Below are 16210 nucleotides of genomic sequence, written 5' to 3' on the forward strand. Positions count from 1 at the left end.
AGACACACCATGACGATCCACCAGGACACCGCGACCGCGACCGATCCTCTGCAGGAGGAGTGGGCGGCGTGGCACCGCGCCCACGAGGAGAAGCGGGCCGACCGCCACGGATTCCTCGCGATCACCGGCCTGCACTTCCTCGACGAGGAACCGCGCAGCTTCCCCGACGCGCCCGGCGAATGGACCAGCACCGAGGACGGCGTCGTGGTCGACCTCGGGCCCGGTGAGTCCCTCGACCTCGCCGGCCAGCAGCTGACGGGCCGGCACTCCTTCGGTGTGTTGCCCGAACGTGGAGGAGTCACAGTGCATTTCGGCGATATCGCGATCGAGGTCGCCAAACGCGGCGGCTACGACATCGTGCGTCCGCGGCACCCGGACAACCCGGTCCGCACGGCATACCTCGGGACGGAGGCATTCCCGGTGCGGGCGAGCTGGCGGATCCAGGCACACTTCACCCCGTATGCCGAGCCCGCGCCCACCCGCGTCGACGGGCTGGAGCACGTCTACGACGCGGTGGGGGAGGTCGGCTTCGAGCGGGCCGGCGCGCACTTCACGCTGCTCGCCTTCCCGGGTCACGCGGACGGCGAGCTGCTGATCCTCTTCTCCGACGCGACGGCCGGCGTGACCACGCATCCCGCCGTGCGCTCGCTCACGGTGACCCCCGACGCGGCAGGGCGCGTCGTGCTCGACTTCAACCGCGCGACCAATCTGCCTTGTGCCTACACGCAATTCGCGACGTGCCCGCTGCCGCCTCCGGCGAACAAGCTGTCGCTCGCGGTCACTGCGGGGGAGCGTCTGCCGCGATGAAGCTGCTTGCGATCACCCTCGTCGTGCACGCGCCCGACCCGGCGACCGGCACGCTGGTGCCGACCCGGGAGCGCTTCGCCCAGGTGGTGCGCTCCGCCGAGCTGGCCGAGTCGCTCGGCTTCGACGGTTTCGGCGTCGGCGAGCGGCACGAGCGGCCGTTCCTCTCCTCGTCGCCCACCGTGCTCCTCTCCCACCTGGCGGCGCTCACCCGCCGCATCCGGCTCTTCACGGCTGTGACCACGTTGAGCCTGCTCGACCCCGTGCGCGCATATGAGGACTACGCGACCCTGGACCACCTGTCCGACGGGCGGCTCGAGCTGATCATCGGCAAGGGCAACGGCACCGCCCAGCGCGACCTCTTCGGAGTCACGCCGGAGGATCAGTGGGAGCGCAATGCCGAGTCGTACGAGGTGTTTCGGGCTCTGTGGCGTGATCAACCGGTGACCGCCGAGACGAGGTTTCGCCCGCCGTTGCGGGACGCGGAGGTGTGGCCGGAGCCGTTGCAGCGGCCGATCCGCGTGTGGCACGGCAGCGCGACGAGCAGGGAGTCGGTGGACCTCGCCGCCCGCTATGGCGATCCGCTCTTCTCTGCCAATGTCACCGGCCCGATCGAGCCGTATGCCGCGCTCGTCGACCACTACCGCGAGCAGTGGGGGCACTACGGTCACGACCCGGCCCTGCTCACCGTCGGTGCCGGCTCCGCCGGCCTGTCGATCGCGGCGCGCTCGCAGGACGCTCGAGCCGCCTTCGAGCCGGCGTTCGCGGCATACCTCGCCATGCAGGCCAACATCGGTGTCGAGCCGGTCTTTCCGACTCTCGACGACTTCGTGCGTCGCAGCTCCGCCCTGATCGGCAGTCCGGAGGAGGTCATCGACAAGGTCGGCCGCTACCAGGAGCGACTCGGGCACTCCGTGCTGCACGTCGCGGCCGAGGGGCAGGGCGTCTCCGAGCAGACCCACCGCCACAGCCTGGAGCTGTTCGCGGCGCAGGTGGCGCCCGCACTACGCCGGCTGCCGGGCCCACCGGTCTGGGGCGGGGCCAGCGCCGACCCCGCCGCCGGGGTGTGTGAGAGTCGTGTCACCGACTCGGAACACCGCGCGCAGCGCGCGGTGCCGGTCGGCTCCGAGTGAGTTCTCCCGAAAGGTGAAGTGCACATGCCAGAGAAGGTCACCGACGTCCTCTACACCACCGCCGCCACGTCCAAGGGCGGTCGCGACGGCACCGTCAAGAGCGCGGACGGCGTCATCGACCTGCCGCTCGGCAAGCCGGGCAGCACGTCCAACCCGAAGGCAAACCCCGAAACCCTTTTCGCAGCAGGCTATTCGGCATGCTTCTCCGGTGCGCTCAACGCGGTGGCCGGGCGAGAGGGCCTCGACACGAGCGAGTCGACGGTCACCGCCGACGTCAGCTTCGGCAAGACCGACTCCGGCTTCGGCCTCGGAATCACCCTCACCGCGAAGATCCCCGGGGTCGACGCGGCCAAGGCACAGGAGCTGGTCGAACAGGTGCACCAGATGTGCCCCTACTCCAAGGCGACCCGCGGCAACATCGAGGTCACCGTCGTCGGCGAGCCTGCCTGAGGACGCTCAGCGGGATGCGATTACCTCGTCCCCGACGGCGAGCTGCCCCTCGCCGTCGGGGATCAGGTGGTGGCAGCACCAGGTCTTGCCGTCCCAGCGCCGGTGCCTGGACAACGTGCGGATCGGCTCCTTGCCCTTGGCCAGCGTCAACGGGTCGATCAACGTCATCACGCAGCGGTCCACCGGCTTCGCGGCCCGCAGCGTCACCGTGCCGAGTTGCACGCTCTCCCAACGGTCTTCGGCAAACGGCTCGTCCCCGTCGATCACGACGTTGGGCCGGAAGCGCTCGACCGGCAGCGCCTCGCCGCCCGCCTGCGCGATCCACTCGTTGAGCTGTCGCAGTGACGCGAGCGAGCACACCGACAGCGGGTAGCCGTCCTGCAGGCGCGCGTGATCGCCGGGCCGGGAGAACGCCGGGTTGAGCGATCGGCGCGTCGGGTCGTCACACCACACCAATCGCAGCCCCGGGACGCCAAGCGCCCGCTGCAGCCACGCGTCGGCTTCGCCCCCGGCCGGTATGACGTCCATCGGCGGCCGGGTGAACATCCGGGCCGACACACGCGGTCCGGCCGGCCGTGCCACGATGAGCGGCTCGACACCGGGTGCGCGCAGCACCAGTGGGTCCTCGAGCGCCGGCCCCGGCGCATCCGCGGAGATCGTGAACAACGCCGGCAGCTCGCGTGCGGTGACCGTCGCGCCCTCGGCGTCGACGACCATCCACTCACGATCGCCGCGCAAGCCGGCGCGACTGAGGTAGCTGCTCGAAACCTCACGCACCGCAGTGCTTTTCACCGGATATACCCGCAGCGACACGACCCGCATCAAGACTTCTTCGTGGTGCCGGGAAGCACGCCCGCGTCGATGACGCGCTTGACCAGCGGCCGGGTGTCGGCGAGCAGGCCCTCGCCGTCGTCGACCGACGTCCAGATGCCCGCGGCGGCGTCGTCGGTTGCCAGCTCGAGTGCGTCGTAGAACGCCACGCCGTCGGCGGTATAGCGCTCGGCGTCCGGCTCCAGCAGCCCGCGGGCCCGCAGCGACTCCGCGGCGGCCGCCCATTCATCGTCCGACCAGCCACGGCTGCCCTGTGCCATCTCCCGGCCGAGTGTCGACTTGCGAGCGGCCGGGTCGGGGTGTGCCGCCTCGTGGAAGACCAGCGCCTCGGCCGGCGTCAGACCCGACTGCACCAGCACCGCGATGTGGCCGTCGCCGCGCCATTCGCGCAGCAGCGCCGTCACGTGCCACAGCTGCAGCAACGGCGCATCGGGCCACGGCATCGCCGCCCACGCTGCCGCGAGCGGGCGGCCGACCGTGGGCAGCCCTTCCGCGATGGGGCGCCAGCGCTCCACCAGCGACCGGGCCACCACCGCGTCGTCGGCCCCGAAGATGTCGTCGAGGGTGCGGGTGACGGATCGCTCGCGGGACGCCATCACCTGGTTCAGGCCGCGGTCCTTGGCCGCCTGCCACCCCGGCTCGACGATCGCACCGTTGAAGTTGAAGAAGGTGGCGGTCAGCACCCGGCCCGGCACGTCACCGAGTGGGCCGCCGCGCGCCCCGACGTAGTAGGCCGTCCAGCGCAGCCCGAGCTCCTTCTGCGCCTCCCGGGCGTAGGGATTGAAGTAGGCGAGCAGGTGGAGCGGCTCCAGCGTGCGGTAGGTCTGGCGGGCGAGCCCGCGAGCGGTGTCGTCGTGGGCGAGCGGCAGCGTCATACGCAGAGGTTAATCGTCCAGCTCGTCGCGGCGGCGCGCTGTCGCGCCGCGCGGCAGGTTGCTGCGGTCGCCGCGCACGAGGATGTCGGGCAGGCCCGAGTCGGGCAGCCGCACCTGGTCGTCCTCGGCCGGGTCCATCGACGCGCGGACCAGCACGAGCTCGTCGGCCGCGAGGCGGGGCAGGGTGCGCTGGCGGAAATAGTCCGGCGAGATCAGCCACCAGATCACCATCACGACGACGCCGAGCAGCAGCGCCGCGACCCCGACGAAGGCGACCGCGCCGATGCCGAAGATCGTCACGTTGTTGCCCTTGTCGTCGGTCAGCCAGTCGGGCAGCGCGTATTGCTGCACGGCGTAGCAGAAGGCGCCGAGCAGGATCAGGCCGCCGAGGAACGGAATGACGCCCTGCATCACGAAATTGCGCACCGATGAAGTCAATTGGCGCCGGTAGAACCACACGCAGGCAAACCCGGTGAGCCCGTAGTAGAACGCGATCATCAGACCGATCGAGCCGATCAGCGCGTTGAGCAGGTTGGTGCTGATCAGGGTGAAGATCAGGTAGAAGAGGATCGAGGTGACGCCCATCGCGATGGTCGACACCGACGGGGTGAGGAAGCGCGGGTGGATGCGCGCGAAGCTCGCCGGGAACGCCTTGTATGCCGCCATCGACAACGACGTCCGCGCCGTCGGCAGCACCGTCGTCTGGGTCGACGCCGACGCCGAGGTCAGGATCGACAGTGACAGCAGCAGCATGCCGGCCTTGCCGATGAAGCTGTCGCCGAACAGGTCGGGGCTGATCGCCGAGAAGACGTCCTCGGCGTTGGCCGGGTTGCCGAGCCCGACACCCTCCTTGCCGACCCCCGCGAAGGCAACGGTCGCGACGGTCACCACGGCATACGTGGCGAGCAGCAGCAGGGTGGAGATGACCGCCGCACGGCCGGGGGTCGACTCCGGGTTGTCGGTCTCCTCGTTGATCGAGACGGCGCTGTCCCAGCCCCAGTAGATGAAGACCGCGGTGAGCAGGGCGGGGGCGATCACGTCGCCGAAGTTGAGCCCGCCCGGCCAGAACCACGACCACTGCGGGTGCAGGGAGTAGGTCTCGGCGTTGCCGGAGTAGACCTTGACCAGTGCGACGGTCGCGAACATCAGCAGCGTCAGCACCTCGATCGTGAGCAACGCGTACTGAATCCGCGCGCTGACCTCGATGCCGCGGTAGCAGATGTAGGTCATCACCGCGATCCAGATGATGCCGGCGACCGTCGACCAGAAGATGTCGCTGTCCAGCGAGTTGTGGATGCCGAGGTCGTTGGCGAACGTGAACGAATAGGCGCCGGCGATCTGCGCCAGGTTGGCCATCACGATCACGTCGGCGGCGATGATCCCCCAGCCGGTCAGCCATCCGGTGACCGGGCCGAAGGCGCGCGAGGCCCAGGTGAAGGAGGTCCCGCAGTCGGGCTCGGCCTTGTTGAGCTCGGAGTAGGCGACCGCGATGAAGTACATCGGGATGAACGCCAGCAGGATGATCGCCGGCGCCTTCACCCCGGCGAGCAGCGCGCCGCTCGAGGCGACGACGAAGCCGAGGCTCGCGGCGAGGCTGTATGCCGGTGCGGTCGACGCGACGCCGACCACGACGCTCGAGACGAGCCCGATCGCGCCCTTCTTCAGTCCCTTGCCGTGCGCGGCCTCCGGGTAGCCGAGCGGCGAACGATCTTCGGTCGTGGTCATGCGGGCTCCTCTCCACGGGCCCGCGGGTGACGTGACCTACCTCACCGCCCGGGCCGCGTTGCAGCGTACGCGCGAGTCGTGCCGATGTGGAGAGAAAACGAAGAATTCCGTTCCCATATCCAGCATGCGGACCGGTGAATCGTGGAGATCACCCGGAAAACGTCCGGAAATCGTTGCCGCCCGGAGGGTCAGGCGACGGTCACCGCACCGAGGGCGTTCACCGCGGAGGCCGAGCCCTCGCGCAGGTGGTAGGTCGCGCCGACGATGCCGAGCCGCCCCTGCTGCACCGCGTCGTGGATCATCATCGACCGCTCGGTGAGCAGGCCGGTGGTCGCCCGCACGTGCTCGGCCTCGAACTCCTCGGGCGTGGTCAGCCCGTGCCCGCGGCCGCTGATCACGCTCGGCATCACCCGCTCGACGATGTCGCGCACGAACCCGCCCGGCATGTCCCCGCTCTGCGCCGAGTCGAGGGTCGCCTTGATCGCACCGCACGAGTCGTGGCCGAGCACCACGATCAGCGGGACCCCGAGCACGCCGACGCCGAACTCGATCGAGCCGAGCACCGCGTTGTCGATGATGTGCCCCGCCGTACGCACCACGAACAGGTCGCCCAGCCCCTGGTCGAAGATGATCTCGGACGCCACCCGGCTGTCACCGCAGCCGAAGAGGATCGCCTTCGGCTTCTGGCCGGCCTCCAGCAGGTGCCGGCGGGCGATGTCCTGGTTGGGGTGCCGGACGTCGTCGGTGACGAACCTGTGGTTGCCCGCGACGAGTTCGTCCCACGCCTGCTGCGGAGTCGGCTCCGCGGCGGTGCTCACAGGCCCGGCCGGGTCGAGATGGTGAACGCCGCCGGCTTGGCGGTCGCGGCGAAGAAGTCGTTGCCCTTGTCGTCCACGACGATGAATGCGGGGAAGTCCTCCACTTCGATCCTCCAGATCGCTTCCATGCCGAGCTCCGGGTATTCCAGCACCTCGACGTGCTTGATGCAGTCCTGCGCCAATCGCGCGGCCGGGCCGCCGATCGAGCCGAGGTAGAAACCGCCGTGCGCCTTGCACGCGTCGGTGACCTGCTTGCTGCGGTTGCCCTTGGCGAGCATCACCATCGAGCCTCCCGCGGCCTGGAACTGCTCCACGTAGGAGTCCATCCGGCCCGCGGTGGTCGGACCGAAGGAACCCGACGCGTAGCCGTCGGGCGTCTTCGCCGGCCCGGCGTAGTAGACCGCGTGCTGCTTGAGGTAGTCGGGCATCTCCTCGCCGGCGTCGAGGCGCTCCTTGATCTTCGCGTGCGCGATGTCGCGTGCGACGACGAGTGGCCCGGTGAGCGAAAGTCGAGTCTTGACAGGGTGTTTGGTCAACTCGGCGCGGATCTCGTCCATCGGCCGGTTGAGGTCGATCTCGACGACGTCACCGCCCTCGAGGTCCTCGTGGGTGGTGTCGGGCAGGAAGCGCGCCGGGTCGGTCTCGAGCTGCTCGATGAAGACGCCCTCCGGGGTGATCTTGCCCAGGCACTGCCGGTCGGCCGAGCAGCTGACCGCGATCGCGACCGGCAGGGACGCGCCGTGCCGGGGCAGCCGCACCACGCGCACGTCGTGACAGAAGTACTTGCCGCCGAACTGCGCCCCGATGCCGAAGTTACGGGTCAGCTCCAGCACCTGCTCCTCGAGCTCGACGTCGCGGAAGCCGTGGGCGGTTGCCGCGTCACCGCTCGTCGGGAGCTCGTCGAGATATTTGGCGCTGGCGTATTTGGCTGTCTTCAGAGCGAATTCGGCGCTGGTGCCGCCGATCACGATCGCCAGGTGGTATGGCGGGCAGGCCGCGGTCCCGAGGCCGCGCAGCTTCTCGTCGAGGAATTTCATCATCGACTCGGGATTGAGGATCGCCTTGGTCTCCTGGAAGAGGAAGGACTTGTTGGCCGAGCCGCCGCCCTTGGCCATGAAGAGGAACTTGTAGGTGTTCTCGTGGCCCAGGGCGGTGTCGGCATACAGCTCGATCTGCGCGGGCAGGTTGGAGCCGGTGTTCTTCTCCTCCCAGGTGGTCACCGGAGCCATCTGCGAGTAGCGCAGGTTGAGCCGGGTGTAGGCGTCATACACGCCGCGGGCGATCGACTCCTCGTCCGGGGCGGTGCCGTCGACCAGCACCTGCGAGCCCTTCTTGCCCATGACGATCGCGGTGCCGGTGTCCTGGCACATCGGCAGCACGCCCGCCGCCGCGATGCCGGCGTTCTTGAGCAGGTCGAGCGCGACGAACTTGTCGTTGTTGCTCGCCTGGTCGTCGTCGAGGATCGTGCGCAGGAACGCCAGGTGCGACGGGCGCAGGTAGTGCGCGATGTCGTGCATCGCGGTGTCGGTGAGCAGCCGCAGCGCCTCGGGGTCGATCTCCAGGAACGTGCGGCCGCCCGGGCCGCTCACCGTCCGCACGCCGCTGTCGCCGAGCTTGCGGTAGGTGGTGTCGTCGTCGCCGAGCGGCAACAGGTCTTCGTAGGCGAACTCGGCCATGGGGCGCGCTACTCCTTGCGGGTGAGAGGGGATTTCAGGGTAATGCGGGCCCGGTAACCGTTTGTGCGCAGTCCGGACCGTTGACAAGACAGCCGGGCCCCATCGGGTGTAGACCGTGAACAACGTGTAACAGCTCACATACCCGATGGAGCGAAGGCATATGAAACGTATAAGGCCACCCCGCCGTGGCATCGCGGTGACCGCCGCGATGGTCATGGCGGCCACCGGTCTTGCCGCGTGCGGTGGAAGCGACAGCGGCTCCGGACCGGCGAAGCTCACCTGGTACATCAACCCCGACATCGGCAACGCCGACGCCACCAAGGGCGGCCAGGCGCAACTCGCCAAGGAGTGCTCGGACGCCTCCGGCGGCAAGTATCAGATCAAGGTGCAACTGCTGCCCAACTCCGCGAGCGACCAGCGGATCCAGCTGCTGCGCCGGCTCGCCGGCGGAGACAAGACGATGGACCTGATGAGCGTCGACCCGGCGTTCGTCAGCGAGTTCGCCTCGGCCGGCTACTTCGCGCCGGTGCCGCAGAGCATGGAGGCGACCTTCAAACAGGACCGGGTGCAGTCCTCGATCGACGCCTCGACGTACGACGGCAAGCTCATGTCGGTGCCGTTCTGGTCCAACACCCAGCTGCTCTGGTACAAGAAGTCGGTCGCGCAGAAGGCCGGTCTCGACATGAGCAAGCCGGTCTCCTGGGACCAGCTGATCGCCGGGGCGCAGAAGACCAAGATGCAGATCGGCACCCAGGCCTCGCTCTACGAGGGTTACGCGGTGTGGATCAACGCACTGGTCGCCGGCGCGGGCGGCAAGATCGTCGAGAACCCCAACGCCAGTTACGAGAACATCAAGCTCGGCCTGAACAGTCAGGCCGGCAAGGACGCCGCCGCCGTCATCCAGAAGGTCGCCTCGACCGGCGTCGGCGGCCCCGCGATGGGCAGCGCGACCGAGACCGAGTCGCTCAACCTGTTCATCAGCCCGGTGGGCGGCTTCCTGGTCAACTGGCCCTACACCTACGGCGCCTACACCGGCAAGGACAAGGCGGACGTCGCCGCGACGACCTACCCGCAGACCGTCGCCGGCAAGGAGGCACGCCCGCCGTACGGCGGCATCCAGCTGGCGGTCGGCAAGGACAGCCGGCACCCGGACGTCGCCTACCAGGCGGCGGCCTGCATCACCGACGAGAAGCACCAGGCCGACTACATGGCCGCGTCGGGCAACCCGGCGAGCCGGAAGGGTTCCTACGACACCGCCGAGGTGAAGAAGGCCTTCCCGAACGGCATCGCCGAGACCATCCGCAAGTCGCTGGACCAGGCCGAGGCCCGGCCGCTGACGCCGTACTGGGGTGACATCTCGACGGCCATCCAGGAGAAGTGGAGCCCGCCGAGCTCGGTCAACCAGCAGACGCCGGCGAAGACCCAGACGTTCATCCTCGACGTGCTGAAGGGGAAGGCGCTGCTATGAGTGACGACCGATTCGAGGACCTGAACGGAGGCCAGGCATGACGACCGTTGACACCAAACCCGAGGTCACCTCGGCGGAAGCAGCGCACCTGTCCGACCGGGCCAAGGCCGAGCGCAACCTCGGCTGGAAGCTGGCCGGCCCGGCCTTCGTGATCATGCTGCTGGTCACGCTCTACCCGATCTGCTACGCGGTCTACCTGTCGCTGTTCAACTACCGGCTGACCGACCCGTCGGCCCGCAAGCTGGTGTGGTTGCAGAACTACATCACCGCGCTCTCCGACCCGCTCTTCTGGCAGGCGTTCGGCACCACCTTTGCGATCGTGGTGATCACCCTGATCGTCGAGCTGGTGCTCGGTATGGCGATCGCCATGGTGATGAACAAGGTGGTCTGGCCGCGGCGCACGCTGCGCACGATCGTGCTCATTCCCTACGCGATCGTCACGGTCGTGTCGGCGTTCTCCTGGAAGTACGCCGCACAGATCGACACCGGCTTCTTCAACCACTGGCTGCACACCCTGACCTTCGGGGCGTGGGACGAGCAGTTCAACTGGTTCGGCGGCTGGTTCTCCTCGATCGTGATCATCTGCCTGTCGGAGATCTGGAAGACCACGCCCTTCATGTCGCTGCTGCTGCTCGCGGGTCTGGCGCAGGTCGACTCGGCGCAGGAGGAGGCGGCGAAGGTCGACGGTGCCACCTGGTGGCAGCGCTTCACCAAGGTGATCCTGCCGAACATGAAGGCCGCGCTGATGGTCGCGCTGCTCTTCCGCACCCTCGACGCGGTGCGCATCTACGACAACCCCTACGTGATGACCGGCGGCGCCAACAAGACCACGACACTGTCGATGCTGGTCGGCACCGAGACGGTGAGCCGCGTCGAGATCGGGATGGGTTCGGCGCTCGCCGTGCTGCTCTTCGTGATCGTGCTGATCATCGCGTTCATCTTCGTCAAACTCTTCAAGGTCGACCTCACGACGAGCGGGAGGAGCTGATCCGCAATGGACACCACCATGAGCAACAAGACCAAGAACGGTCTCGGCATCGTCTCGATCGTGATCATGATCTGGACGATCATCCCGCTGCTGTGGATCGTCGCGACATCGCTGAAATCCGATGCGGCGCTTGCCGATCCGAAGCAGAACGTGCTCGGCAACTTCTGGCCGAAGGACATCAGCTGGGACAACTACAAGCTGATCTTCTCCGGCGGCGCGTCTGACCTGTTCGTGCCGGCGCTGTGGCACTCGATCATCGTCTGTGTGGTCGCGACCGTCATCAGCGTCGCGCTCGCGACGTTCTGTGCCTACGCGATCTCGCGGCTGGACTTCCCGGGCAAGAAGCTGATCCTCACCACCTCGCTCGCGGTGTCGTTCTTCCCGGTCATCGCGATGGTGACGCCGCTGTTCAACCTGTGGCGGCAGGTCGGGTTGTTCGACACGCTCCCCGGCCTGATCATCCCCTATCTGGCGCTGACCCTGCCGCTGTCGATCTGGACGCTGTCGGCCTTCTTCCAGCAGATCCCGTGGGAGATGGAGCAGGCGGCGCAGGTCGACGGAGCGACCAGTTGGCAGGCCTTCGTGAAGGTGGTGGCGCCGCTCGCGGCACCGGGCGTCTTCACCACGGCGATCATCGCCTTCTTCACCGCCTGGAACGACTTCGTCTTCTCCTCCAACCTGACCGCCCAGAACGCGCAGACGGTGCCGGCGGCGTTGAACTTCTTCACCGGTGCCAGCCAGTTCGTGCAGCCGACCGGAGCCATCTGCGCGGCAGCGGTCGTCGTCACCATTCCCGTCGTGATCCTGGTGCTGGTGTTCCAGCGGCGGATCGTCACCGGCCTCACCTCAGGTGCGGTGAAGGGCTGAGGCCCTCCCGCCATACGCACTCCAGGACAAGGAGATTCGCAACATGACAACGATCAACCTCGAACACATCGTCAAGAAGTACGGCGACGGATTCCCGGCCATCAACGACGTCAGCCTGGACATCAAGGACGGCGAATTCGTCATCCTGGTCGGGCCGTCCGGCTCGGGCAAGTCGACCCTGCTGCGCATGATCGTCGGGCTGGAGGACATCACCTCCGGCGACCTGATGATCAACGACAAGCGGGTCAACGACCTCGCGCCACGGGACCGCAACCTGGCGATGGTCTTCCAGAACTACGCGCTCTACCCGCACCTGTCGGTCTTCGAGAACATCGCGTTCCCGCTGCGGCTGCAGAAGGGCAAGCACAGCGAGGCCGAGATCAAGTCGAAGGTCGAGGACGCCGCCGGCATGCTGGAGCTGACCGAGCATCTGGACCGCAAGCCGGGCAACCTGTCCGGCGGTCAGCGGCAGCGGGTGGCGATGGGCCGGGCGATCGTGCGCGACGCCGACGCGTTCCTCTTCGACGAGCCGCTGTCCAACCTGGACGCCAAGCTGCGCGGGCAGATGCGCACCGAGATCGCCCGCATGCAGCGCCGACTCGGCATCACCACCGTCTACGTCACCCACGACCAGACCGAGGCGATGACCCTCGGCGACAAGGTCGCGGTGCTGAAACGCGGTGTGCTGCAACAGATCGCGTCGCCGCGCGAGCTCTACGAACAGCCGGTCAACCTCTTCGTCGCCGGCTTCATCGGCTCGCCGCCGATGAACTTCCTGCCGGCCCGGGTGGACGGCAACACCCTGAAGCTGCCGTTCGTCGACGTGCCGATCGGCGGGGATCTCGCGGCCAAGGTGCAGGGCAAGGACGTGGTGATCGTCGGTCTGCGTCCCGAGCACTTGAAGGACGCGACCGTCGAGACCGCACCGCAGCACTCGGTGCACTTCAACGCGGTCGTCGACCAGACCGAGTGGCTGGGCAACGAGCAGTACGCCTACATCCCGTATGACGCGGACCCGTCCGTGCAGCAGCAGCTGGACGAGCTCGACCGCGACCTCGACGGTGAGGGCATGCGCACCCAGCTGGTGGTCAACCTCGACGCCCGGTCGCGGGTGCTCGAGGGTGACGAGGCGGAGCTCGCATTCGACCCGGCGGTGATGCAGGTCTTCGACCCCGAGACGGGTGACAGCCTGACCCGCGACGAGGCCAAAGCCGCTGAGATCGCTGCGGATTCGGAGAAGATGCGCAAGGCCGCCCTGGAGCGGGCCAAGGCGCGCGAGGCGTCGCAGGCCGAGAGATCGGCCTGATCGGTCGCCCCATCTCTCGGGGTTCTGACCGTGGGGCGGGAGGTTCGTCATACGTTTGACGTATGACGAATCCCCGCCCCACAGTTTTGATCACCGGCGGCACGCGCGGCATCGGCCGTGCCGTCGCCCACGCGCTGGCCCCGGACCACGATCTGCTGATCGGCGGCCGGTCGGCCGACGAGGTCGCCGCGGTGTGTGAGCAGCTGCCGTCCGCCCGGCCGTTCGTCGCCGACATCGCCGACGAGGCGTCGACCAACGCGGCGGTCGAGGCGCTCGGCCTGACCCGCCTCGACGGCCTCGTGCACTCCGCGGGCGTCGCGGTCGGCGTGTCCACGCCCGAGTCGACCCGCGACCTCTGGCGGAAAGTGCTGGAAGTCAACGTGATCGCCGTGTCCGACCTGACCCGGCTGCTGCTCGACGCGCTGGTCGCGGCGCAGGGCACGATCGTGATGGTCAACTCCGGCTCGGGTCTGCGCGCGAACGGCGAGGGCGGCCACTACCCGGCGTCGAAGTTTGCGCTCACCGCACTGACCGACGTGCTGCGCGAGGAGTTGCGGCCGAGCGGTGTGCGGGTCTGCTCGGTGCATCCGGGCCGGGTCGACACCGACATGCAGCGCGAACTCGTGGCGGCGGAGGGCCGCGACTACAACGCCGCGGAGTTCCTGCGGCCGGAGTCGGTCGCCGTCGCGGTGCGCACCGCGATCACCGCGTCGCCGGACGCCACCTACGAGACGATCTCGATCCGGCCCGCGCCGGCGGCGACCAACCAGCGGAAGGACTGACGCGGTGACCGACGGCGAGCAGCGGGTGCAACAGGCCCTCGAAGCGTCCGGCATCGCGCACACGATCACCCGCCACGGGCCGGTGAAGTCGCTTGCGGAGGCGGCTGCAGCCCGCGGCGTCGAGCCCGCGCAGATCGTCAAGACGATGGTCGTGCGCCGCGGCGACGACGACTACCTCTTCGTGCTGGTGCCGGGGGACCGGCAGATCGCCTGGCCGAAACTGCGCGACCTGCTCGGGGTCTCCCGGCTCTCGATGCCCGATGCCGCGACGGCCCGTGACGTGACCGGTTACGAGCGCGGCACGATCACGCCCTTCGGGTCGCTGCGTGCCTGGCCGGTGGTCGCCGACGAGCGGGTGCGCGGCACGGTGTCGATCGGCGGTGGCGGTCACGGCGTCGCGGCAACCGTCGACGCGGCCGACGTGGTGCGGGTGCTCGACGCGACCGTCGCGGACGTGACCGAGGCCGGCTGAGCGCGGCCGGTCTGCGTTGGCGGTGGCCTTCGTTGTCGGTCAGCCTGCGCCGTCGGTCAGGACAGCTCCGCGCGGGTCGGGGGATTGGCGCCCGCTCGCGAGACGGTGATCGCCGACGCCTGGATCGCGCGCTGCACCGCGGGCAACAGGTCCGGCAGGGTCGCGGCGCGCAATCGGGCACGGGCGTCGGTGCCGCCGAGCAGTCCGGCGTCCAGCAGCCCGGAGAGCAGCCCCGACTCGAAGGAGTCGCCGGCGCCGACCGTGTCGACCACCGAAACCTTCTCTCCGGCAACGGTTTCGGTCTCCCCGGTGGCGGTGACGTGCACGAGCGCACCGTCGCCGCCGCGGGTGGCCAGCACCATCGAGGGGCCGAGCTGCCCCCACAACGCGAGCACCTGGCGCAGGTCCGCGTCATCGCCATACAGCCAGTGGATGTCCTCGTCGCTGGCCTTGACCACGTCGGAGTAGCCGACGAGCTGCTCCAGCTGCGCGCGGACCTCGTGCGCGGCGCCGATGAGGGTGGGCCGCGGGTTGGGGTCGAACGAGACCGTCGCGTGCTCCCGGGACGCGAGCATCGCCTCGGCGACCACGGACGCACCCGGCTGCAGCGCGGCCGCGATCGAGCCGGAGTGGAAGTGACTGGTGTCGGTCGGCAACTCGTAGGGCAGGTCCCACGTCAGGTCGAATTCGTAGGTGGCAGCGCCGGTTTCGTCGAGGGTCGCCTTGGCGGACGGGGTGTGCGACGCGCTGAGACTGCCGGGCACGAGGTCGACGTCGGCGTCCGCGAGCTGCTGCTGGATGAGCTCGCCGTAGCGGTCGTCCGCGAGGTATGCCGCGAGACGCACGGGGTGGCCGAGCCGGGCGAGGCCGATGGCGACGTTGAGCGGGCTGCCGCCGACGTGCTCCTCGACCGCGCCCGCCGGGTGGTGGACGACGTCGATGAGTGCCTCGCCGACGACGAGCGTGCGGGCGGGGGAGTCGCTCATCAGCTGAACTGCGAGCCGGCGTAGCGCTGCAGCTTGGACAGCTGGTGGTGCGCCTCGATGGATCGGATCGTGCCGCTCTTGGAGCGCATCACCAGCGAGTGGGTGGTCGCTCCGCCGGCGCGGTAGCGCACGCCGCGCAGGAGCTCGCCGTCGGTGATGCCGGTCGCCACGAAGAAGCAGTTGTCGCTGCGCACCAGGTCGTCGGTCGACAGCACGGCGTCGAGGTCGAGCCCGGCGTCGATGGCCTTCTGGCGTTCCTCGTCGTCCTTGGGCCACAGGCGCCCCTGCAGCGTGCCGCCGAGGCACTTCATCGCGCAGGCGCTGATGATGCCCTCGGGAGTGCCGCCGATGCCGAGCAGCAGGTCGATGCCGGTGTCCGGCCGGGCGGCCATGATCGACCCGGCGACGTCGCCGTCGGAGATGTAGCGGATGCGCGCGCCGGCGTCGCGGATCTCCTGCGCGAGCTGCTCGTGCCGCGGTCGGTCCAGCAGCACGACGGTGACGTCGGAGACGCTGCCGTTCTTGGCCTTGGCGACCCGCTTGATGTTCTCGGCGACCGGCAGCCGGATGTCGACGACGTCGGCGGCCTCCGGGCCGACGGCGAGCTTGTCCATGTAGAAGACCGCGCTCGGGTCGTACATCGAGCCGCGCTCGCTGACGGCCATGACCGAGACGGCGTTCGTCATGCCCTTCGCGGTGAGCGTGGTGCCGTCGATCGGGTCGACCGCGACGTCGACGTTGGGGCCCGTGCCGTCGCCGACCCGCTCGCCGTTGAAGAGCATCGGCGCGTCGTCCTTCTCGCCCTCGCCGATGACGACGACGCCGTCCATCGAGACCGAGGAGATCAGGTGCCGCATCGCGGCGACCGCGGCCCCGTCGGCGCCGTTCTTGTCGCCGCGGCCCACCCAGCGGCCACCGGCCATCGCCGCCGCCTCGGTGACCCGGACGAGCTCGAGGGCCAGGTTGCGGTCGGGGGCCTCGGGACTGATGGCGTCGTCGGACATGAGTCCTCCTGGGTAGAGCCGCTTG

Annotated in this window: 16 protein-coding genes; 9 read left to right on the forward strand and 7 right to left on the reverse strand. The window is 68.8% G+C overall.

The genetic code is table 11. From position 1 onward, the window contains the following. The first annotated feature begins 9 nt into the window (after window positions 1-9). From HJ588_RS07275 to HJ588_RS07285, 3 genes are read left to right on the forward strand one after another with little or no spacing between them, the layout of a single operon-like run. A complete protein-coding gene (locus HJ588_RS07275; protein WP_171153520.1) occupies window positions 10-807 on the forward strand; it encodes a DUF1684 domain-containing protein in 798 nt (265 codons plus the stop codon). Further along, window positions 804-1937 (forward strand): LLM class flavin-dependent oxidoreductase, encoded by a 1134-nt coding sequence (locus HJ588_RS07280; protein WP_171153522.1) that lies wholly within the window; start codon window positions 804-806, stop codon window positions 1935-1937. Before HJ588_RS07275 ends, HJ588_RS07280 begins: the two co-directional genes overlap by 4 nt. A gap of 24 nt (window positions 1938-1961) precedes the next feature. Next, the gene (locus HJ588_RS07285) at window positions 1962-2387 is read left to right on the forward strand and encodes an organic hydroperoxide resistance protein (protein WP_171153524.1); all 426 of its coding nucleotides are present in this window, start codon (window positions 1962-1964) and stop codon (window positions 2385-2387) included. A 6-nt stretch (window positions 2388-2393) separates the two neighbouring features. Here the strand turns inward: HJ588_RS07285 and HJ588_RS07290 are convergent, their stop codons facing one another. The 5 genes from HJ588_RS07290 to HJ588_RS07310 all read right to left on the reverse strand — a co-directional run bounded on the left by HJ588_RS07290 (window position 2394) and on the right by HJ588_RS07310 (window position 8312). Continuing rightward, on the reverse strand, window positions 2394-3209 hold the full coding sequence (locus tag HJ588_RS07290) for an MOSC domain-containing protein (protein ID WP_246241773.1): 816 nt from the start codon (window positions 3207-3209) through the stop codon (window positions 2394-2396). Beyond that, on the reverse strand, window positions 3209-4093 hold the full coding sequence (locus HJ588_RS07295; protein WP_171153529.1) for an SCO6745 family protein: 885 nt from the start codon (window positions 4091-4093) through the stop codon (window positions 3209-3211). Before HJ588_RS07295 ends, HJ588_RS07290 begins: the two co-directional genes overlap by 1 nt. A 9-nt stretch (window positions 4094-4102) precedes the next feature. Then, a complete protein-coding gene (locus tag HJ588_RS07300) occupies window positions 4103-5818 on the reverse strand; it encodes an APC family permease (RefSeq protein ID WP_171153531.1) in 1716 nt (571 codons plus the stop codon). A 188-nt stretch (window positions 5819-6006) separates the two neighbouring features. Then, entirely contained in the window at window positions 6007-6636 is a 630-nt protein-coding gene (locus HJ588_RS07305; protein ID WP_171153532.1) for a carbonic anhydrase, read from the reverse strand. Next, complete coding sequence (locus HJ588_RS07310) at window positions 6633-8312, reverse strand: fumarate hydratase (RefSeq protein WP_171153535.1); 1680 nt, start codon at window positions 8310-8312, stop codon at window positions 6633-6635. Before HJ588_RS07310 ends, HJ588_RS07305 begins: the two co-directional genes overlap by 4 nt. Window positions 8313-8508: 196 nt before the next feature. On the opposite strand from HJ588_RS07310, the gene HJ588_RS07315 reads away from it, so the two are divergent. From HJ588_RS07315 to HJ588_RS07340, 6 genes are all read left to right on the forward strand, one after another. Next, window positions 8509-9780 (forward strand): extracellular solute-binding protein, encoded by a 1272-nt coding sequence (locus HJ588_RS07315; protein WP_343036625.1) that lies wholly within the window; start codon window positions 8509-8511, stop codon window positions 9778-9780. Between the two features lie 37 nt (window positions 9781-9817). Then, window positions 9818-10768 (forward strand): carbohydrate ABC transporter permease, encoded by a 951-nt coding sequence (locus tag HJ588_RS07320; protein WP_171153539.1) that lies wholly within the window; start codon window positions 9818-9820, stop codon window positions 10766-10768. Between the two features lie 6 nt (window positions 10769-10774). After that, window positions 10775-11635, forward strand: coding sequence for a carbohydrate ABC transporter permease (locus tag HJ588_RS07325; protein WP_246241774.1), 861 nt, complete (start codon window positions 10775-10777; stop codon window positions 11633-11635). A gap of 43 nt (window positions 11636-11678) precedes the next feature. Then, window positions 11679-12941 (forward strand): ABC transporter ATP-binding protein, encoded by a 1263-nt coding sequence (locus HJ588_RS07330; protein ID WP_171153541.1) that lies wholly within the window; start codon window positions 11679-11681, stop codon window positions 12939-12941. A 62-nt stretch (window positions 12942-13003) separates the two neighbouring features. Further along, window positions 13004-13723, forward strand: a complete 720-nt coding sequence (locus tag HJ588_RS07335) for an SDR family oxidoreductase (protein WP_171153543.1) — start codon at window positions 13004-13006, stop codon at window positions 13721-13723. A gap of 4 nt (window positions 13724-13727) precedes the next feature. Beyond that, entirely contained in the window at window positions 13728-14195 is a 468-nt protein-coding gene (locus HJ588_RS07340; protein WP_171153545.1) for a YbaK/EbsC family protein, read from the forward strand. Window positions 14196-14251: 56 nt separating this feature from the next. Here the strand turns inward: HJ588_RS07340 and HJ588_RS07345 are convergent, their stop codons facing one another. Beyond that, the gene (locus tag HJ588_RS07345; RefSeq protein WP_171153548.1) at window positions 14252-15181 is read right to left on the reverse strand and encodes a PfkB family carbohydrate kinase; all 930 of its coding nucleotides are present in this window, start codon (window positions 15179-15181) and stop codon (window positions 14252-14254) included. After that, entirely contained in the window at window positions 15181-16185 is a 1005-nt protein-coding gene (gene glpX, locus HJ588_RS07350; protein WP_171153550.1) for a class II fructose-bisphosphatase, read from the reverse strand. The genes HJ588_RS07345 and glpX overlap by 1 nt, the downstream gene beginning before the upstream one ends. Window positions 16186-16210: the final 25 nt, after the last annotated feature.

The organism is Flexivirga aerilata (genome assembly GCF_013002715.1).
Taxonomy (GTDB): domain Bacteria; phylum Actinomycetota; class Actinomycetes; order Actinomycetales; family Dermatophilaceae; genus Flexivirga; species Flexivirga aerilata.